At 71.2% G+C, this 18,640-nt stretch carries 22 protein-coding genes; 10 read left to right on the top strand and 12 right to left on the bottom strand.

Going from position 1 to position 18,640, the window contains the following annotated elements; genetic code table 11:
- Positions 1–16: 16 nt before the first annotated feature.
- The 4 genes from ACIBP6_RS22270 to ACIBP6_RS22285 all read left to right on the top strand — a co-directional run bounded on the left by ACIBP6_RS22270 (position 17) and on the right by ACIBP6_RS22285 (position 2,879).
- Complete coding sequence (locus tag ACIBP6_RS22270) at positions 17–691, top strand: urease accessory protein UreF (RefSeq protein WP_397054896.1); 675 nt, start codon at positions 17–19, stop codon at positions 689–691.
- A 26-nt stretch (positions 692–717) separates the two neighbouring features.
- Positions 718–1,392, top strand: coding sequence for an urease accessory protein UreG (ureG, locus tag ACIBP6_RS22275; protein ID WP_132611235.1), 675 nt, complete (start codon positions 718–720; stop codon positions 1,390–1,392).
- A 95-nt stretch (positions 1,393–1,487) separates the two neighbouring features.
- Positions 1,488–2,213, top strand: a complete 726-nt coding sequence (locus ACIBP6_RS22280; protein ID WP_397054898.1) for an urease accessory protein UreD — start codon at positions 1,488–1,490, stop codon at positions 2,211–2,213.
- Positions 2,214–2,405: 192 nt separating this feature from the next.
- Positions 2,406–2,879 (top strand): hypothetical protein, encoded by a 474-nt coding sequence (locus tag ACIBP6_RS22285; RefSeq protein WP_397054899.1) that lies wholly within the window; start codon positions 2,406–2,408, stop codon positions 2,877–2,879.
- Positions 2,880–2,928: 49 nt separating this feature from the next.
- On the opposite strand, the gene era is transcribed toward ACIBP6_RS22285, so the two are convergent.
- The 8 genes from era to ACIBP6_RS22325 form a co-directional block, all read right to left on the bottom strand.
- The gene (gene era / locus ACIBP6_RS22290; RefSeq protein ID WP_246074698.1) at positions 2,929–3,837 is read right to left on the bottom strand and encodes a GTPase Era; all 909 of its coding nucleotides are present in this window, start codon (positions 3,835–3,837) and stop codon (positions 2,929–2,931) included.
- Positions 3,838–3,854: 17 nt separating this feature from the next.
- Positions 3,855–4,331 (bottom strand): NUDIX domain-containing protein, encoded by a 477-nt coding sequence (locus ACIBP6_RS22295; RefSeq protein WP_132611243.1) that lies wholly within the window; start codon positions 4,329–4,331, stop codon positions 3,855–3,857.
- A 1-nt stretch (position 4,332) separates the two neighbouring features.
- The gene (locus ACIBP6_RS22300; RefSeq protein ID WP_397054901.1) at positions 4,333–4,689 is read right to left on the bottom strand and encodes a cytidine deaminase; all 357 of its coding nucleotides are present in this window, start codon (positions 4,687–4,689) and stop codon (positions 4,333–4,335) included.
- On the bottom strand, positions 4,661–5,287 hold the full coding sequence (locus ACIBP6_RS22305; RefSeq protein ID WP_397054903.1) for a hypothetical protein: 627 nt from the start codon (positions 5,285–5,287) through the stop codon (positions 4,661–4,663). The genes ACIBP6_RS22300 and ACIBP6_RS22305 overlap by 29 nt, the downstream gene beginning before the upstream one ends.
- 308 nt (positions 5,288–5,595) lie before the next feature.
- A complete protein-coding gene (locus ACIBP6_RS22310; RefSeq protein WP_397054905.1) occupies positions 5,596–6,891 on the bottom strand; it encodes a hemolysin family protein in 1,296 nt (431 codons plus the stop codon).
- Complete coding sequence (ybeY, locus tag ACIBP6_RS22315) at positions 6,888–7,364, bottom strand: rRNA maturation RNase YbeY (RefSeq protein WP_132611251.1); 477 nt, start codon at positions 7,362–7,364, stop codon at positions 6,888–6,890. Before ybeY ends, ACIBP6_RS22310 begins: the two co-directional genes overlap by 4 nt.
- Positions 7,354–8,403 (bottom strand): PhoH family protein, encoded by a 1,050-nt coding sequence (locus ACIBP6_RS22320; RefSeq protein WP_132611253.1) that lies wholly within the window; start codon positions 8,401–8,403, stop codon positions 7,354–7,356. The genes ybeY and ACIBP6_RS22320 overlap by 11 nt, the downstream gene beginning before the upstream one ends.
- A 119-nt stretch (positions 8,404–8,522) precedes the next feature.
- Positions 8,523–8,867 (bottom strand): histidine triad nucleotide-binding protein, encoded by a 345-nt coding sequence (locus ACIBP6_RS22325; RefSeq protein WP_397054908.1) that lies wholly within the window; start codon positions 8,865–8,867, stop codon positions 8,523–8,525.
- A gap of 282 nt (positions 8,868–9,149) precedes the next feature.
- On the opposite strand from ACIBP6_RS22325, the gene ACIBP6_RS22330 reads away from it, so the two are divergent.
- Together ACIBP6_RS22330 and ACIBP6_RS22335 are read left to right on the top strand one after the other, a co-directional pair.
- A complete protein-coding gene (locus tag ACIBP6_RS22330) occupies positions 9,150–9,662 on the top strand; it encodes a SigE family RNA polymerase sigma factor (RefSeq protein WP_080047132.1) in 513 nt (170 codons plus the stop codon).
- Positions 9,659–10,294: a hypothetical protein gene (locus ACIBP6_RS22335; protein ID WP_397054910.1), complete on the top strand. Its 636-nt coding sequence runs from the start codon at positions 9,659–9,661 to the stop codon at positions 10,292–10,294. The genes ACIBP6_RS22330 and ACIBP6_RS22335 overlap by 4 nt, the downstream gene beginning before the upstream one ends.
- 21 nt (positions 10,295–10,315) lie before the next feature.
- On the opposite strand, the gene ACIBP6_RS22340 is transcribed toward ACIBP6_RS22335, so the two are convergent.
- From ACIBP6_RS22340 to hrcA, 3 genes are read right to left on the bottom strand one after another with little or no spacing between them, the layout of a single operon-like run.
- On the bottom strand, positions 10,316–11,050 hold the full coding sequence (locus tag ACIBP6_RS22340) for a 16S rRNA (uracil(1498)-N(3))-methyltransferase (protein ID WP_397054912.1): 735 nt from the start codon (positions 11,048–11,050) through the stop codon (positions 10,316–10,318).
- Between the two features lies 1 nt (position 11,051).
- On the bottom strand, positions 11,052–12,191 hold the full coding sequence (gene dnaJ, locus ACIBP6_RS22345) for a molecular chaperone DnaJ (RefSeq protein ID WP_132611259.1): 1,140 nt from the start codon (positions 12,189–12,191) through the stop codon (positions 11,052–11,054).
- Between the two features lie 11 nt (positions 12,192–12,202).
- Positions 12,203–13,216: a heat-inducible transcriptional repressor HrcA gene (gene hrcA, locus ACIBP6_RS22350; protein ID WP_132611261.1), complete on the bottom strand. Its 1,014-nt coding sequence runs from the start codon at positions 13,214–13,216 to the stop codon at positions 12,203–12,205.
- 405 nt (positions 13,217–13,621) lie between these two features.
- On the opposite strand from hrcA, the gene ACIBP6_RS22355 reads away from it, so the two are divergent.
- The 3 genes from ACIBP6_RS22355 to ACIBP6_RS22365 all read left to right on the top strand — a co-directional run bounded on the left by ACIBP6_RS22355 (position 13,622) and on the right by ACIBP6_RS22365 (position 15,813).
- The gene (locus ACIBP6_RS22355) at positions 13,622–14,104 is read left to right on the top strand and encodes a hypothetical protein (protein ID WP_397054914.1); all 483 of its coding nucleotides are present in this window, start codon (positions 13,622–13,624) and stop codon (positions 14,102–14,104) included.
- Positions 14,105–14,122: 18 nt separating this feature from the next.
- Positions 14,123–14,932 (top strand): DUF3097 domain-containing protein, encoded by an 810-nt coding sequence (locus ACIBP6_RS22360; RefSeq protein WP_187368150.1) that lies wholly within the window; start codon positions 14,123–14,125, stop codon positions 14,930–14,932.
- 218 nt (positions 14,933–15,150) lie between these two features.
- Positions 15,151–15,813 carry a DUF4870 domain-containing protein gene (locus ACIBP6_RS22365; protein ID WP_397054916.1) on the top strand — a complete coding sequence of 221 codons (663 nt, stop codon included), beginning with the start codon at positions 15,151–15,153 and terminating at the stop codon, positions 15,811–15,813.
- Here the strand turns inward: ACIBP6_RS22365 and hemW are convergent.
- The gene (gene hemW / locus ACIBP6_RS22370; protein WP_397054918.1) at positions 15,810–17,030 is read right to left on the bottom strand and encodes a radical SAM family heme chaperone HemW; all 1,221 of its coding nucleotides are present in this window, start codon (positions 17,028–17,030) and stop codon (positions 15,810–15,812) included. The two genes, ACIBP6_RS22365 and hemW, sit on opposite strands and share 4 nt — an antisense overlap.
- A 121-nt stretch (positions 17,031–17,151) precedes the next feature.
- Between hemW and ACIBP6_RS22375 the strand changes: the two genes are divergently transcribed.
- Complete coding sequence (locus ACIBP6_RS22375) at positions 17,152–18,399, top strand: glycoside hydrolase family 18 protein (RefSeq protein WP_397054920.1); 1,248 nt, start codon at positions 17,152–17,154, stop codon at positions 18,397–18,399.
- Positions 18,400–18,640 lie beyond the last annotated feature (241 nt).

Below are 18,640 nucleotides of genomic sequence, written 5' to 3' on the forward strand. Positions count from 1 at the left end.
CGGCGGGCTCGCCCGGATGAACCCGGCGCTGCTCCTGCTCACCGACTCCCGCCTGCCGGCCGGCGGCCACGCCCACTCGGGCGGCGCCGAACGCGCCATCGCCTCGGGGGCGGTCCGCGACGTGCCGTCGCTGGAGGCGTTCCTGCGCGGACGCCTGCACACCACCGGCACGGCCACCGCCGCCCTGAGCGCCGCCGCCTGCGCCGAGGCCGCCTCCGCCGAGCCACGGTGGCCGACGCTGGACGCCGAGGTGGACGCCAGGACCGCGTCGCCCGCGCAGCGCGAGGCCTCGACGACGCAGGGGCGGCTGCTGCTCCGGGTCGCCCGCCGCGTTTGGCCGTCGCCGATGCTGGACGGGCTGGCGCGCGCCGTACCGAGCCCCCATCATCCGCTCGCGCTCGGGGTCGCGGCGCACGCGGCCGGGGCCACGCCCGGGGAGGCCGCGCTGGCGGCGGCGTACCACGCCGTCAGCGGCGCCGCCACGGCGGCGGTCCGGCTCCTCGGCCTGGACCCCGTGGCCGTGCACGGACTGCTGGCGGACCTGGCCCCCGACCTCGCCGCCGTCGCCGCGCGGGCGGGCCTCGCCGCCGGGGCCGCCGGCTGGGAGGCGCTGCCCGCGGGCTCGGCACCCGCCCTCGACCTGATCGCCGAACAGCACGCGCAGGCGGCGGTCCGGCTCTTCGTCTCCTGAACGCTCCGCAAGGAAGGACCTTCACCATGGGCGCCAATCACGACGACCACCACCACGCCCCCGACGGACGCGGCCGGGCGCTGCGGCTCGGGGTGGGCGGGCCGGTCGGCAGCGGCAAGACGGCCCTGGTCGCCGCCCTGTGCCGGGCCCTCGGCCGCACGCTGTCCCTCGGCGTGGTGACGAACGACATCTACACCACCGAGGACGCCGACTTCCTGCGCCGGGCGGGCGTCCTGGACGAGGAGCGCATCCTCGCCGTCGAGACCGGCTGCTGCCCGCACACCGCCATCCGCGACGACATCGCCGCGAACCTGGACGCCGTGGAGACCCTGGAACACCGCTTCGGCCCCTTGGACCTGGTGATCGTGGAGAGCGGCGGCGACAACCTGACGGCCACGTTCAGCCGGGGCCTGGCCGACCGGCAGATCTTCGTGCTGGACGTCTCGGGCGGCGACAAGGTGCCCCGCAAGGGCGGCCCCGGCGTCACCACGTCGGACCTGCTGGTGGTCAACAAGACCGACCTGGCGCCGCTGGTGGGCGCCGACCTCGACGTGATGGCCCGCGACGCGAGGACCGTGCGCGGGGAGCGCCCGGTCCTGTTCACCTCCATCAGGCAGGAACCCACGGCCGCCGCCGTCGCCACCTGGGTCTCCGACCAGGTCCACGCCTGGTCCCACGACCACGCGGTCCCCGTCTCTTGACAGCCCCCACCGCGCCCGCCGGCACGCGGGCCCCCGAGCCCGCCCGCACGGCCGTCACCGGGCCCGCCGGGGAAAGGCGTCCGTCCCATCGGGGGATGCGGGCGAGCGCGGCCGTGGCGACCGCCCTGACCGGCGACGGACGTACGATCATCCGCCGTCTGGCCTCGGCGCCGCCGCTGACGCTGCGCCAGACCGGCCCCCGCACCGTCCACCTGATCTCCACCGCGGCGGGCCCGCTCGGCGGCGACCGGCTCGCCCTCGACGTGGACGTCGCCCCCCACACGACCCTGGAGCTGGGCTCGGTCGCCGGCACGCTCGTGCTGCCCGGCGACGGCGCGTCCGAGATGCTGGTCACCGCACGGGTGGGCGCGGGCGCCACCCTCCGGTTCGCGCCGGAGCCCACGGTGCTCGCCGCCGGCTGCGACCACCGCCTCCTGGTCCGCCTCACCCTGGAAGCGGACGCGGACGTGTTCTGGCGCGAGGAGATCGTCTTCGGCCGGCACGGCGAGTCCCCGGGCCGCTGTCACGCCCGTCTCGACGCCACCTGCGACGGCCTGCCGCTGCTCCGCCAGGAGTTCACGGTCGGCGACCCGGCCCTCGACGCCTCCCCCGCCGTCTACGGCACGGCACGCTGCGTCGGCACCACGTTCCTGACAGCCCGCACCGGCAAGCCGACCGTGTCCGACGGCGTAGCGGTCCTCCCCCTGGCCGGCCCCGGCACGTTGGTCTCCGCCCTGGCCGCCGACGCCGTCGAACTCCGCTCCCGCCTGGAGTGGGGCGAGCGGACGGCCCTGACACCCGTTCCGACCTCACCCAGCTGAGCATCACCCCCACCCTGTGCCGGCCCGCACGACCCCGGCCTCGTCCCAGAGACACCGAGTCCGCACGACCCCCACCGGACCTTCGCGCGGCCCCGGTCCAGGGGCACCCATCCCACGCGGACCTGCACCTTCTTGGTGACGACTCCGTCGCGTACGGTGGCCGGCCGGACGCGCCCGGCTTACAGTGAGCCTGTGGATGACCTCATGCCCACGTCCGCCTCACCGCGCGGCGGCCGCGGCTATCCGCTGGCCGTGGCGGTGGCGGGAGCGCTCCTGATGTGCTGCGCGGTCCTGCCGTGGGCCGGGTTGCAGGCGACCAGCAGCCTCATCGGCGGCAGCGTGACCGGCGACGTCCGCGGCGTCGACGACGTGTACGGCGTCTACACGCTGGTCGCCGGCCTGGCGGCGCTGGCCTGCGGCGTGGCCGGTCTGCGCGGTCACCCGCGACTGGCCGCCTTGGCCGCGGTGCCCGGCGGCGTGGCGGTGCTGCTGCTGGTGCTGTTCATGAACGAGGGCAGCGGCCTGCACGACCGCGTCTCGATCCACCTCGGCGACCTGCTGTCGATCGAGCCGGTGATCAGGTTCGGCTGGTTCGCCGCGCTGGCGAGCGCGGCGGCGGTCGTCGTCCTCGCGCTCCTGGCCCTCCTCCACCGCCGGCACCGATGAGGCAGCCGTCTGCGACACCGCCAGGAGGCCGTGGCGCCACGCGCGGGGCTCAGTCGTAGAAGCCGAGGCGGCGCAGCTGCTTGGGGTCGCGCTGCCAGTCCTTCGCCACGCTGATCCGCAGGTCGAGGTAGACGCGGGTGCCGAGCAGCGCCTCGATCTGCTTGCGGGCCCTGGTGCCGACGTCGCGCAGCCGCTCGCCCTTGTGCCCGATGACGATCGCCTTCTGCGAGGGCCGTTCGACGAACATGTGGGCGTAGATGTCGAGCAGGTCGTCACGCCCCTCGCGGGGCAGCATCTCGTCGACGACCACGGCGATCGAGTGGGGCAGCTCGTCGCGTACGCCCTCCAGCGCCGCCTCCCGGATCAGCTCTCCGACCAGCACCTGCTCCGGCTCGTCGGTCAGCTGGCCGCCCTCGTAGAGCGGCGGCGACTCCGGCATGTGCTCGATCAGCACGTCGGCCAGCACGTCGAGCTGCTCGCCCGACTGCGCCGAGACCGGCACGATCGCCGCGAACTCCGCCACCTGCGACACCGCGAGCAACTGCTCGGCGATCTGCTCCCTGCTCGCCAGGTCGCACTTGGTCACCACCGCGATGACCGGCGTCTTCTTCACGGCCGACAGCTTGTCGGCGATGAACCGGTCGCCCTTGCCGATCGGCTCGTTGGCCGGCACGCAGAAGCCGATCGCGTCGACCTCCGTGAGCGTGGACAGCACCAGGCTGTCGAGCCGCTCCCCGAGCAGCGTGCGCGGGCGGTGCAGGCCGGGGGTGTCGACGATGATGAGCTGGGCGTCAGGGCGGTGCACGATGCCCCTGATGACGCGCCTGGTCGTCTGCGGCTTGGACGACGTGATCGCCACTTTCGTACCGACCAGGGCGTTCATCAGCGTCGACTTGCCGACGTTCGGCCTCCCCACGAAGCAGGCGAATCCGGCGCGATGGCTGTCTGGCGAAGTCACATGTGCATTGTGTCCCATCAGCGGGCGTGTTCACGCCACCAGGCGAACGCCTGGGGGACCACCACCGGCATCCAGGCGGTCGTGTCGAGCTCGGCCACCTCGGGCTCCGCCGCCCACCGGAAATCGTTGATCTCCACGCCGTCGGGCTCGGGGTCGCCCGAGACCATCGCGCAGCCGTACGCGGCGATGACGTAGCCGACCTCGTGGCCGTTGGGGTAGACCGTGTGGAACTCGGGGCCGCCGTACACGCCGATCAGGCCGCGCACCTCGACGGCGATGCCGAGCTCCTCCTTCAGCTCCCGGACCACGGCCTCCTCCGGCCGCTCGCCGGGGTCGACGCCGCCGCCTGGCGCCGCCCAGAGCCCCACGTCGCCGTGCCGGGCAAGGAGCAGCCGGCCCGCGTCGTCGAACACGAAGCCGGACACCGACGGCAGCATGATCAGGTCGGTGCCGACCTTCTCGCGCAACCGCGCGAGGAACGGGGACATCGGCATGTCAGCCCCGCAGGGTCCCGTCGGGGCCGGCCACGAGCAGTGACTTGACGCCCAGCTCGGCGGCCACGGCCTCGTCGGCCGGGCTCGGCGCGCCCTCGCTCACCAGCGCGACGGCCTCCAGCGACCGCGCCCCGCTGGAGATCGCCATGGCCACCGCCACCTGCACCGCCGACAGGGTCAGCGCGTCCAGCGCCACGTTCGTGGCGGCGTACGTGCGGCCGGTCTCGTCGCGGACGGCGGCCCCCTCGGCGGAGCCGTTGCGCGCCCTGGCCGACCGGGCCAGCGTAATGATCTTGCTGTCTTCAGGATCGAGAGTCACGGGGAACAGGTTAGGCGCTCGCCATGGAGATGGCCGCATCCACCACCTGCCGGGTACGCGCGGCGTCCACGTCCTCCAGGCCCGTGTGCACCACGGACACCAGCGTGTCCCCCACCCGCGTCAGCACGACGTCCAGTGCGTACGGGTAGCCGTTGAGGCGTCCGCGCAGCCGCGCGCCCACGGCCTCGTCGCCGACGTTCCCGATCGGCAGCTCCAGCAGCCGCAGGTGCGTCCCCGTGGCGGTCCGTACGGTCCGGCACTCCCGCATCGCCCCGGCCAGCTCGTCGAGATGCCCCCCGGCCTGCGCGTCGGCGTACCGGGCCAGGCCCACCCCGGCCTGCTCGCCCAGGTCGTAGCCCCGGTAACTGACCGCGACCTGCGCGGTCAGCGCCTCGCCCGGCGCCCTGCCGCCGGCGGGCTCCAGCAGCGCCCGGCAGTCCTTGTCGCCTTTCGCGAACGGCAGCCGCCACGCCGGCTCCGGCCTGACCGTGAAGCCGTCGGGCAGTTGCGGCCCCTTGCTGACCAGCTCGTGCAGCTGCGCCATGGCGTGCGGGTCGTGGACTCTCTCGGCTCCCCCGCATCCCGCCAGAACGCCCGTCAGCAGCACTCCGGCGAAGATCCCCCGTTTTCGTCTCATGATCCCCCCTTTTGCCCGGCAACCTCCCCAACCGACGAATGCGACAACCCACCGAATATGCAAAAAGGGCGCCCCCGTCCGAATATTTCGGACGGGAGCACCCTTTACGCCGATCAGCGCCACAGCCGGCTGACCAGCCGGGACGCTGTCGTCCCCCCAGGGGCGTCCTCGGGCCGCGAACCCCACCCGGCCCTCGGACGCTTCCCCTCGGGCACCCACCGCACTGGATGCCGTGAGTTCAGAGTGCCGGACCCGGCTTGCAGAAGACTTGTAGAACGCTTGCGGCATCTGCCCCGATTTGCCGCTCGTCACTCGCGTTCGGCCGCGGCCGGGACGACGTCACCCGCCGGCGCCTCGGCACGGCGGACCACCACCGTGCTGATGCGGTTACGGCGCCCCGCCAGGCTCTCGGCGGTCAGCGACAACCCGGCCACCCGCGCGTGCGAGCCCGCGATCGGAACCCGCCCCAGCGCGTGCGCCAGCAGTCCGCCCACCGTCTCGACGTCGTCGACCTCGATCTCGGTGTCGAACAGCTCGCCCAGCTCGTCGACCGGCATCCGGGCGGTCACCCGCATGCCGCCGTCGGGCATGGGCTCCACGCGAGGCGCCTCCTGGTCGTACTCGTCGGTGATCTCCCCGACGATCTCCTCCAGGACGTCCTCGATCGTCACGAGACCCGCGGTGCCGCCGTACTCGTCGATGACGACGGCGATGTGGATCTGCCGGGCCTGCATCTCCCGCATCAGCTGGTCGATCGGCTTGCTCTCCGGCACGTACGCGGCAGGTCGCATGACGGACTCGACGGTGTCCTTGGCCCCGTCCTCGCCCGACTCGTGGATCTTGCGGGCGATGTCCTTCAGGTACGCCATGCCGACGACGTCGTCCTCGTTCTCCCCCACCACCGGGATGCGGGAGAAACCGCTGCGCAACGCCAGCGAGAGCGCCTGGTTGAGTGACTTGCCACGCTCGATGTAGACCATGTCGGTGCGCGGCACCATCACCTCGCGCACGAGCGTGTCACCCAGCTCGAACACCGAGTGGATCATCTCGCGCTCGTCCGGCTCGATCACCCGGCGTTCCTCGGCCAGGTCGACCAGGTCGCGCAGCTCCGCCTCCGAGGTGAACGGCCCGTCGCGGAACCCCTTGCCCGGCGTCAGCGCGTTGCCGAGCAGGATGAGCAGCTTGGGCAGGGGGCCGAAGATGCGGGTCAGGCCGTACACGACGGGGGCGCTCGCCAGCGCGACCGGCTCGGCGTGCTGACGGCCCAGCGTACGCGGCATCACTCCGACCACCACATAGCTGATGACGATCATCACGGCCGCGGCGCACACGTACGCCCAGCCCTGGTCGTGCATCAGGTCGATGAACAGCAGCGTCGCGATGACCGTCGCGACCAGCTCACAGCTCAGCCGCAACAGCAGGAGCAGGTTGAGGTAGCGCGGCGGGTCGGTCACGATGGCCCGCAGCCTCGCGGCCCCCCGCCTGGCCTCACGCGCGAACTCGTCGGCGCGCACCCGGGAGATGCGCGTCAGCGCCGTCTCCGCACTGGCGATCAGGCCACCGACGATCACCAGCGCGATGGCCGACAACAACCAGACGTTCACCGCGAGTTGCGCACCTCCTGCCACGACTCGAGGAGCCGGGCCTGCAGTCCGAACATCTCCTTGTGCTCCTCCGGCTCAGCGTGGTCGTAACCGAGCAGGTGGAGGATGCCATGGGTGCACAGCAGTTCGAGCTCTTCGGCGGCGCTGTGGCCGGCCTCCTCGGCCTGCCGGGCGGCCACCTGCGGGCAGAGCACCACGTCACCGAGCAGCGCGGGATCGGCCGGGGCGTCGGACTCACCACGCGCGCCGCCCCCGGGACGCAACTCGTCCATCGGGAACGCCAGCACGTCGGTCGGCCCCGGCTCGCCCATCCACTTCTCGTGCAGCTCGGCCATGGCCTCCTCGTCGACCACCACGATCGACAGCTCGGCCAGCGGGTTGATGCCCATCTCGGCCAGGACGTGGGCGGCCAGGGCGGTCAGGCTCTCCTCGTCGACCCCGACGCCCGACTCGTTGTTGATCTCAGTGCTCACGGTCGCTCACCCGTCGCCTTCCCCGTTGCTGCTGCAGGCGCTTGGGCTCCTGCATGGCGTCGTAACGCCCGTACGCGTCCACGATGTCGCTGACCAGCTTGTGGCGGACCACGTCGGCGCTGGACAGGTGGGCGAAGTGGATGTCGGGGATGCCCTCGAGGATCTCCTGGACGACCCGCAGACCGCTGACCGTGCCCGAGGGCAGGTCGACCTGCGTGACGTCACCCGTCACCACGATCTTCGAGTTGAACCCGAGCCGGGTGAGGAACATCTTCATCTGCTCGGCCGAGGAGTTCTGGGCCTCGTCGAGGATGATGAACGCGTCATTGAGGGTGCGACCCCGCATATACGCGAGGGGTGCGACCTCGATCGTGCCGGCGGCCATGAGTTTCGGGATCGAGTCGGGGTCGACCATGTCGTGCAGCGCGTCGTAGAGCGGCCGCAGGTAGGGGTCGATCTTCTCGTAGAGCGTGCCGGGCAGGAAGCCGAGCCGCTCGCCCGCCTCCACCGCGGGACGGGTCAGGATGATGCGGTTGACCCGCTTCTCCTGCAGCGCCCGCACGGCCTTGGCCATCGCGAGGTAGGTCTTGCCGGTGCCGGCCGGGCCGATGCCGAACACGACCGTGTGCTGGTCGATCGCGTCGACGTAGCGCTTCTGGTTGACCGTCTTGGGGCGGATGGTGCGGCCGCGCGAGGAGAGGATGTCGAGCGAGAGCACCTCGGCGGGCCGGTCGGAGGTCATGCGCAGCATCGCGATGCTCCGCTCGACCGCGTCGGGCGTGAGCTCTCCGCCGCTGCGCAGCACCTCGACCAGCTCTTCGAAGAGCCGCACCACGGTGCCGCTCTCGTCGGGGCTGCCGGTGACGGTGATCTCGTTGCCGCGTACGTGGATGTCGGCCCTGAAGGCGCCCTCGATCACGCGTAGCAACTCGTCTCGGGAGCCGAGGAGGCTGACCATCGGGTATTCGTCCGGAATCAGCACCTTGGCTTGGGTGCGCGAGGGAGGTGCCGTGCGTCGGGATTCGTGTAGTTCGGACATGGGCAGGCCAGCGGCCTGATGCCTCCCGGTCTCTTGCAGTGTGCTTCTCCGCCCATCGTATCCGGGACCAGGACGATTGCTCTCGTCAATATCGCCCGGCCCGGCAGCCGGCGGGTGGTTCAGCCGGGCGGCCAGGTCAGCGGGCGGCCTCCGAGCACGTGGGCGTGGACGTGGAAGACGGTCTGGCCCGCGCCGGGGCCGGTGTTGAAGACCACGCGGTAGCCGCCCTCGGCCACGCCCTCCTGGACGGCGACCGCGTGGGCGGTCTTGAGCACGTCGTCGGCCAGGCCGTCGTCGGCCCTGGCCAGCGCGGCGGCGTCGGGGTGGTGCTGCTTGGGAACGACCAGCACGTGGGTCGGGGCCTGCGGGTTGATGTCACGGAACGCCAGCGTCCTGCCGGTTTCATGAACGATCTCGGCGGGAATCTCCTTGGCGACAATTTTGCAGAAGAGGCAATCAGTCACCTGATCACCCTATCGAGACCGTGTCCGCGGGCCGGTTCCGTTGCGAATCGGTAATCGGCTGTGTCGTGCACGGGAAGATCCGCGCGGTTAGGGTGAGTGTGCGACACTTCAGCAAAAAATAGGACGATTCAGGGTCGGGCGAGCGCCACCTGGCGAGGACACGACTGGGTAATGCACCCTAACGAACCGGGGAAACCTCCAGAACCGGAAGAGCGTAAACCCTCTGGGAAGGCCGCGCGTCCCACTGATGTGACCACCGAAACCCTTCTGGCCGACAGGTCGATGGGGGCGGTGCCGGTCGGGTGGGATGCCGACATGGCCGTGACGGCGCTCTACAGTGCGCATTTCCGGTCGTTGGTGCGTCTCGCTGTGTTGCTGGTGCGCGATATAGCAACCGCCGAGGAAGTCGTGCAGGATGCGTTCGTCGCCATCCATGGTGCCTGGCGTAGGCTGCGTGACCCCGACAAGGCACTCGCCTACCTGCGTCAGTCCGTCGTCAACCGATCCAGGTCCGTGCTGCGTCACCGCGCGGTCGTCGAGAAGTACGCTCCGAAGGGCCTGCCCGACGCGCCGAGCGCCGAGAACGGCGCCATCGGTGAGTTGGAACGCTCCGCTGTAATCGAGGCGTTACGAGCCTTGCCGACCCGGCAGCGAGAAGCACTGGTTCTACGCTACTACGGTGATCTGTCCGAAGCTGAGATCGCCCATGCCATGGGCATCAGCAAGGGGGCGGTCAAGAGCCACACCGCGCGTGGCATGGCCGCCTTGAGATCGGTCCTGGAGAAAATGTCATGACCCAGCCCCCCGACGAGTACGGCGACCTGTTGCGCCGTGCGCTCCGAGCGGAGGCGGACGCGGTCGTGCCCTCGCCGGACGGACTGGACATCATCCGTGCCCGCATCCAGCGGCGCAGCGCGCGCAGCCTGTTCTGGTGGCGGGCCGGCGCGGCCGCAGGCAGTGCCGTCCTGGTGGCGGGGACGATCGTGATGGCCGTGCCGCAGCTGCGCTCGCAGATCGTCGACCAGCAGTTCGTGCAGCCGGCGCGCCAGGAGACGACCGACGAGGTGCCGTCCAACTCCTCCACCACAAGGTCGCAGCCACCACCTCCGGAGCAGACCGCCCCGTCGTTTCCGGCCGTGGTGCCCGAGACGTCCCGGTCGCCGGCGCCGAAGCCGACCAGGAGGGCGGAGTCCACCAGCAGGCCGTCGCCCTCGCCGACCCCGACGACTTCCGAGTGTCCGTCTCCGCAGGCCGCCGAGCAGACCGACTGTCCCACGATCTCACCCACGCCGACGCCCACCGCGCTCGACGCGAGCGTGCCGCCCTCGGAGTGTCCCGCCGAGCAGTGCCCTCCGGACGATGCTCTGACCGAAACCCCCACCGAAGCCGCGAGCCCTCTCGTGGACGAGCCCCAGACCACGCCCTGACGCCCTACGGGCTCGGTTCGCTCACCAGCGCCCCGTACGGCTGAGCAGCACCGCCGCCGCGGCCACGCCCGCCGTGGACGTCCGCAGAATCGTCGGCCCCAGCAGCACCGTAACGGCCTTCGCCGCCCGGAACGCGGCCAGCTCCTGCTCCGACACGCCGCCCTCGGGCCCCACGACCACGACGATGTCGCCGCCGGCGGGCAACGCCACCCCTGACAGCGGCTCGGCCGCCTCCTCGTGCAGCACCAACCCCAGCGCGGCCTCCGACAGCAGGCGTTCGACCTGCGCGGTCGAGTGGAGATCGGCGACCTGCGGCAGGTGGAACCTGCGGGCCTGCTTGCCCGCCTCGCGCGCCGTGGAACGCCAGCGGCCGAGCGCCTTGGCGATCTTGTCGCCCTTCCACTGGGTGATGCTCCGCGAGGCGGCCCAGGGCACGATCACGTCGACGCCGGCCTCGGTCATCATCTCGACGGCCAGCTCGCCCCGGTCGCCCTTGGGCAGGCCCTGGACGACGACCAGCCGGGGCCGGGGCGGCTCGACGGCGTAGCGGTGGAGCACCTCCAGGCGGAGGGCGTCCTTCAGCGTCTCAAGCACGACGCATTCGGCCACCGCTCCGGCGCCGTCGGTCAGGTCGACCCGCTCGCCGGGACGCAGACGGCGTACGGAGGCCGCGTGGCGGCCTTCCGGGCCGGCGAGCGTCAGCTCCGGCCCGTCGAGCTCCTGGGCCTCCTCCGCCAGGAAGACCGGGACGGTCACGTCACCTGCCGTTGAAGGCGTCGCGCAGCCGGGAGAAGAAGCCCTGCTGCCCCGGCGCGAACTTGCCCGGCGGCCGCTCCTCGCCGCGCAGCTTGGCCAGCTCGCGCAGGAGCTCCTCCTGGGCGGCGTCGAGACGGCTCGGAGTCTCGACGTTGACGTGGATGAGCAGGTCGCCGCGGCCGGACTCGTTGAGCCGCTGCACCCCGCGCCCGAACATGGTGATGACCTGGCCGGACTGCGTGCCGGGCCGGACGTCGATCTCCTCGGGGCCGTCGAGGGTCTCGACGGTGAGCACGGTGCCGAGCGCGGCGGCCGACATCGGGATCTGGACGGTGCAGTGGAGGTCGTCACCGCGCCGTTCGAAGATCTCGTGCGGTCGCTCCACGATCTCGAGGAAGAGGTCTCCGGGCGGGCCGCCGCCGGGGCCGATCTCGCCCTCCCCGGCGAGCTGGATGTGGGTGCCGTCCTCGACGCCCGCGGGGATGCGGACCTTGATCGTACGGCGGGTGCGGACGCGGCCGTCGCCGGAGCACTCCTGGCAGGGGTGGCGGATGATCGTGCCGAAGCCGCCGCACTGCGGGCACGGGCGCGAGGTCATGACCTGGCCCAGGAACGACCGGGTGACCTGGGAGATCTCGCCCCGCCCGCTGCACATGTCGCAGGTGTCGGGGTGGGTGCCGGGCGCGGCGCCGGCCCCATGACACACCTCGCAGAGCACGGCAGTGTCGACGACCAGCTCGCGGGTGGTGCCGAACGCCGTCTCGCGCAGGTCGAGCTCGACCCGGATGGTGGCGTTGCGGCCCCGCCGGGCGCGCGAGCGCGGGCCCCGGGCGCCCGCGGCCGTGCCGAAGAAGGCGTCCATGATGTCGCTGAACGGGAAGCCCGCGCCGAAGCCGCCGGCTCCGGCGCCCGCTCCCGCGCCGCCGAACGGGTCGCCACCCAGGTCGTACATCTGGCGCTTGTTCGGGTCGGACAGCACCTCGTAGGCCTGCGTGATCTCCTTGAACCGCTCCTGTGTCTGCGGATCCGGGTTCACGTCAGGGTGCAGCTCGCGGGCGAGACGGCGATACGCCTTCTTGATCTCGTCCTGACTTGCGTCACGGCGCACCCCGAGGGTGGCGTAGTAGTCGCTGTTTGCCACTTATCGACCTCTTATGATGCAGCCAGGATCTGGCTGACGTAGCGTGCCACCGCGCGTACGGCGCCCATTGTCACGGGATAGTCCATCCTGGTCGGTCCCAGCACGCCGAGCCGGGCCAGTTGGTTGTCGCCAGAACCGTATCCCGTCGCGACGACGGACGTGCCCCGCAGGTAGGGGTTTTCCGAGCCGATGCGGACGGTGAGTGCGGACGGGATGTCTGAGGTGGTCTCGCCGAGCAGCCGCATCAGCACCACCTGCTCCTCCAGGGCCTCCAGCACGTCGCGCAGGCCGATGGAGAAGTCGGCGCCGGCGAGGTTGGCCGCGCCGGCGAACACGATCTTCTCGTCGTGCCGCTCGACGAGCGTCTCGAGGAGCACCGACAGAATCGTGGCCGCGGCGGGGCGGTCTTCGACGGGGAGGCGTTCGGGCAGGTCGGAGACCAGCTCCGGAACGCTGCTCAGGCCGCAGCCGTCGAGGCAGGAGTTGAGCACGGCACGCAGGTGCGCGATGCGGGTGTCCTCCACCTCTTCGGGCAGCTCGATGACGCGTTGCTCGACTCGGCCGGTGTTGGTGATCAGCACGAGCATGACCCGGCGCTCGTTGAGGGGGACGAGCTCGACGTGCCGGACGGTCGAGCGGGTCAGCGTCGGGTACTGCACGACCGCCACCTGCCGGGTCAGCTGGGCGAGCAGCCGGACCGTGCGGGTGACCACGTCGTCGAGGTCGACCGCGCCGGCGAGGAACGTCTCGATGGCCCTGCGCTCGGCCGCCGACAGCGGCTTGATCTGCGAGAGCCGGTCGACGAAGAGCCGATAGCCCTTGTCGGTCGGCACGCGCCCGGCGCTGGTGTGCGGCTGGGTGATGTAGCCTTCCTCCTCCAGCGCGGCCATGTCGTTCCTGACCGTCGCCGGGGAGACCTTCAGGTTGTGACGCTCGGCGAGCGCCTTGGAGCCCACCGGTTCGTTGGTGGACACGTAGTCTTCGACAATGGCGCGGAGCACCGCCAGTTTCCGATCGTCGAGCACGTGCTCACCTCCTGCCTCTGTCTCTTTCGGGAAAACGCGGCGTCTAGCACTCTGTGTTCCCGAGTGCCAAGTGTACGGCTCCGGCCCACAAGGTGCGATAACACCGCGTCCCTAACTGCTGCTGGCTTCCATGACGCGACAGGCCTCACACTTGCGCACATGACCGACGAATCCCGGCCTCCGTCGTACGGCCGCCCGCCAGGGCACCACGGTCAGTTGCCTCCTCAGTACGGCGTACAGCCCGGCCAGGGGCAGCCGGGGACGTGGCCGCCGCCGTACGAGCAGCCCACGCCGTTCGGCCCGTCATCTCAGTACGGACAATACGGCCAACAACCCCAATTTCCGCCACGAATCAACTCCAAAGCGATAAAGCCTGGGCTGTGGTGGCTTGCGGTCGTCTGGGGCGTGTTCGTGGCGTGCGCGGCGGCCGGGGTGTTCGTCCTGCCGGGCGGCGGCGTGGCGGGCGCGGCGCCGACGCGGACGTTCGCCTCCGGGGAGAGCGTCACGGTGCCGGTCGACCCGGCCGACAAGCCCGCCGTGTACATCGCCAGCGACACGCCGATCACCTACGAATGCTCCATCACCGGCCAGGCCAGGCTCGCCAAGACCACCGGCACCGAGGCGGTCACCTCGGACGGCGTCGTGTGGCGGCAGTTCCTGGTGATCAACGCGCCGGCCAGGGGCGAGTACCGGCTCACCTGCGTCGACGACGAGCAGGCCGCCGTACGGTACGGCGTCGGCCGCGACCTGCTCTCCACCCCCGGCGGCGTCTCCGGCCTGCTGCCGCTGCTCGTACCCGCCGCCGGCCTGCTCGTCGCCGTCGCCGGCACCGTCTTCGTCCTGATACGCCGGAACATCACCCGTAAGCACCTTGCGGTGACGGGGTGATTTGCTACGGTCCCCCGTGTGTACGACGGCGATGTGCTGGCAGGAAATTGGCGGCGGCCGGGCAAGGGCAAGATCCCGAAGGTGCCCGCCGAGCGTGACCTCGTCGTGGAGGACGCCGACAGCGGCTTCTGCGGCGCGGTGGTGGCCTGCGACAAGGAGGCCGTCACGCTCGAAGACCGCTTCGGCCGGCGCCGGCTGTTCCCGCTCGCTCCCGCCGCCTTCCTGCTGGAGGGCAAACCCGTGACCCTGGTACGCCCCACGACGGCGACCCCCGCGGGCCCCCGGCGCAGCGCGTCCGGCTCGATCGCCGTGCAGGGGCTGCGGGCGAGGGTGGCCAGGGAGAGCCGGATCTACGTGGAGGGCGTGCACGACGCCGCCCTCGTGGAGAAGATCTGGGGTCACGACCTGCGGGTCGAGGGGGTGGTCGTCGAATACCTGGAAGGCGTGGACGACCTGCCGGCCATCGTGGCGGAGTTCGGCCCCGAACCGGGGCGGCGGCTCGGCGTGCTGGTCGACCACCTGGTGCCCGGCTCCAAGGAGAGCAGGATCGCCGCCGAGATCACCTCGCCGGACGTGCTGGTGGTGGGCCACCCCTACATCGACATCTGGCAGGCCGTCAAACCGTCCGTGCTGCGGATCCCCGCCTGGCCGGACGTGCCGCGCGGGGTGCCCTGGAAGGAGGGCGTGATCGCCGCCCTGGGCTGGCGGATGGAGCCCGCCGAGGCGTGGCGACGGATCCTCGGGGCGGTCTCGACGTACACGGACCTGGAGCCGGAGTTGCTCGGCCGGGTGGAAGAACTGATCGACTTCGTAACGGAGACCCCATGAGCCAGGACCCGCCGCAGCCGCCCGACGACGACGCCACGCGCCGCGTCACCCCCGCCGACCTTCCCCCCGGATACGGCCCACAGCCGGGCTCCCAGCCCCCGTACGGGCAACAACCGGGCTCCCAACCCGCATACGGACAACAGCCGGGTTCTCAGCCCCCGTACGGACAACAACCGGGCTCCCAACCCGCATACGGACAACAGCCGGGTTCTCAGCCCATGTACGGGCAACAGTCGGGTTCTCAGCCTGAATACGGGCAGCCGCCCGGCTACGGGCAGTCCGGCGGATACGGTCAGTCCTCCGGCTACGGCGCGGCCGGCGGTTACGGGCAACCCGGGGGATACGGGCAGGCCAATGGTTACGGGCAGGCCTCTGACTACGGCCAGGGCCACGGGCAGCAGGGGTACGGGCAGCCCGCGGGCTACGACGGTTACGGCCAGCAGGGTTACGGGCAGCAGGGGTACGGCGGGCCTCCGCCTGGATACGGTCCTCCGCCGGGTTACGGCCCCGGCTACGGCGCGCCTGGCGAGCCGTACATCCCGGGACGGTTCGGCCCCCGCCCCGGCACCGACGACACGAACATGGCGATGCTCTCCCACCTGCTGGGCCTGCTGGTGTCGTGGCTCGGCCCGCTGATCATCTACTTGATGAAGAAGGACGAGTCCCCCTACGTGAGGGACCAGGCCGCCGAGGCGCTCAACTTCCAGATCACGATGTTCATCGGATACATGGTGGCCGGTGCCCTGATGCTCGTCTTCATCGGGTTCCTGGTGCTGCCGGTCGTCTGGATCCTGTCGTTGATCTTCCAGATCCAGGCTGCCATCGCGGCCAACAGGGGCGAGAAGTACCGCTATCCGATCGCCCTGCGCATGATCACCTAGACCAGCAGGTCCCTGACGAGGGCGTCGGCCAGCAACCGCCCTCGCAGCGTGAGCACCATCAGGCCCGCCCTGAACGGCTCCGGCTCCAGCAGACCGCGCGCCAGGGCGCTCGCCACGACCGTGCGCGCCCCGGGCGCCACGTCGGCCAGCGGGTAGCCGGACGACAGCCGCAGCTCCAGCATGAGACGCTCGGCCGCGCGGTCGTCGGCTTCGAGCACCTCGCGGGCGTGGGCGGGCGAGTCACCGGCGGCCAGGCGTCGTGCGTAGGCGGCCGGGTGTTTGACGTTCCACCAGCGGGTGCCGCCGACGTGGCTGTGGGCGCCCGGGCCGGCGGCCCACCAGTCACCACCGGTCCAGTAGAGCAGGTTGTGCCGGCAGCGGGCGGCGTCGGACACGGCCCAGTTGGACACCTCGTACCAGCCGAATCCGGCCTCGGCGAGCAGCTCGTCGGCGAGGAGGTAGCGGTCGGCGGCCACGTCGTCGTCGGGCATCGGCAGCTCGCCGCGCTTGATCCTGACCGCCAGCCGCGTGCCCTCCTCGACGATCAGCGAGTACGCCGACACGTGGTCGGGCCCGGCCTCGATCGCCGCGGTCAGCGAGGCCCGCCAGTCGTCGTCGGACTCGCCGGGCGTGCCGTAGATCAGGTCGAGGTTGACGTGGTCGAACCCGGCCTGCCTGGCCTCGCGTACGGCCGCCGCGGGCCTGCCGGGCGTGTGGCGGCGGTCGAGGACCTCCAGGACGTGCTCGCGGGCGCTCTGCATGCCGAAGCTGATGCGGTTGAACCCGCCGTGGCGCAGCTTCTCCAGGTACGACGGATCCACCGACTCGGGGTTGGCCTCCGTGGTGACCTCGGCGCCCGGCTTGAGCCCGAACTCGGAGTCGATCGCGGCGAGGATGCCGGCGAGGTCTTCGGGGGGCAGCAGGGTAGGCGTGCCGCCACCGAAGAACACCGTCTCCACCGGCACGTCGGCCGTGCCGAGGACGCGGCGGGCCAGGCGGATCTCCTCGACGACCGTGTCGGCGTAGTCGCGCTGCGAGGCGCCGGGGCCGAGCTCGGCCGCGGTGTAGGTGTTGAAGTCGCAGTAGCCGCATCGCGTCACGCAGAACGGCACGTGCACGTAGAAGCCGAACGGACGCTCGCCGAGGCCGCTCAGGGCGCTGTCGGGCAGCTCGCCCGAGGCGGGCGCGGGATCGCCGTCAGGCAGGGTCGAAGGCACGCTTCCAGTGTGCCCGTCCCCGGAGGGTGCCCGGGTCGTTGACGGTGGCAGGCCGGGGATCTACGATCCGTCTGACTTATAGGAAAGTTTCCTATAAGTACGCCGTCCCATGGAGCCCCGCGTGCACAAGAAGATCCTGTTAGCCCTGTCCCTCTTACTCGGCCTCACGGCGTTCTCCGTGCCCGCCGAGGCCCGGACCGACTTCCAACGGGTCGCGTACTTCATCCAATGGGGCGTCTACGGCCGCGACTACCACGTCAGGGACGTCGACGTCACCGGCGCCGCGGCCAAGCTCACCCACCTCAACTACGCGTTCGGCTTCGTCAGCGCCGACGCCACGTGCTACTCCTCCGACCCGTGGGCCGACTGGCAGCGCCCGGTCCCGGCCGAACAGAGCGTGGACGGCGTCGCGGACGCGCCCGGCCAGGCGCTCAACGGCAACCTCAACCAGCTCCGCAAGCTCAAGGCCAAGCATCCCGGGCTCAAGACGATGATCTCGCTGGGCGGCTGGACCGGCTCGGCGCACTTCTCCGACGCGGTGCTCACCCCGGAGTCCCGGACGAAGCTGGCCGCTTCGTGCATCGACCTGTGGCTGCGCGGCAACCTGCCGGGTCTGGAGCCGGGGGCGGGCGCCGGCGTGTTCGACGGGATCGACCTGGACTGGGAGTGGCCGGGCTCCTCCGGAGCCGAGGGCAACGTCATCAGGCCCGAGGACAAGCGGAACTTCACCCTGTTCGTGGAGGAACTGCGTGACCAGCTTCGCCAGTTCTCCCAGAAGGCGGAGCTCACGGCCTTCCTCCCGGCCGCGGCGGCGAAGATCGACGCCGGCTACGAGGTGCGCCGGGTGTTCAAGCAACTCGACTTCGCCACCATCCAGGGGTACGACCTGCACGGCACCTGGGAGCCGCAGACCGGGCACCAGAGCAACCTGCTGACCGACCGGCGCGACCCGAACCCGGTGAAGTACAGCGTCGACCAGACCGTACGCGACTACCTGGCCCGTGGGGCGCCCGCGCGCAAGATCGTCGTCGGCGTGCCCGCGTACGGCCAGGGCTGGACCGGCGTCACCGGCTCCCGCGACGGCCTCTACCAGCCCGCCACCGGCCCCGCTCCGGGCAAGTGGGCCCCGGGCACCGAGGACTACAAGGACCTCGTCGCCAAACCCGGCAAGCGCCACCGCGACCTGCGCACGGGCGCCATGTGGCTCTACGACGGCAACGAGTTCTGGTCGTACGACGACCCGGCGATCATGCTGCAGAAGGCCGCGTACATCCGCCTGAAGGGCCTCGGCGGCTCGATGCTCTGGTCCATCGACCAAGACGACGCGAAAGCCTCCCTCACCTCAGCCCTCTACACGATCCTCCGCTGACGCCGCCGCCCACTCCCCCTCCCGCCCTGCACGCCGGGTCCGGCGCCGACCCCTCCACTCCGGGCCGCGAACGCCCGGTCCGGCGCCGACCCCTACCATTCCCCCCTGTACGCCTCGGCTCCCCGGCGCCGACCCCTCCCATTCCCACCCTGTACGCCCCGGCTCCCCCCAACACCGCCCCATGCCGGGACATCGACATCCACCCCCACCACACCCCGCCGGCGCCCCACCCATCCGGCGC

This window comes from Nonomuraea terrae (assembly GCF_044465245.1).
Lineage (GTDB): Bacteria > Actinomycetota > Actinomycetes > Streptosporangiales > Streptosporangiaceae > Nonomuraea > Nonomuraea terrae.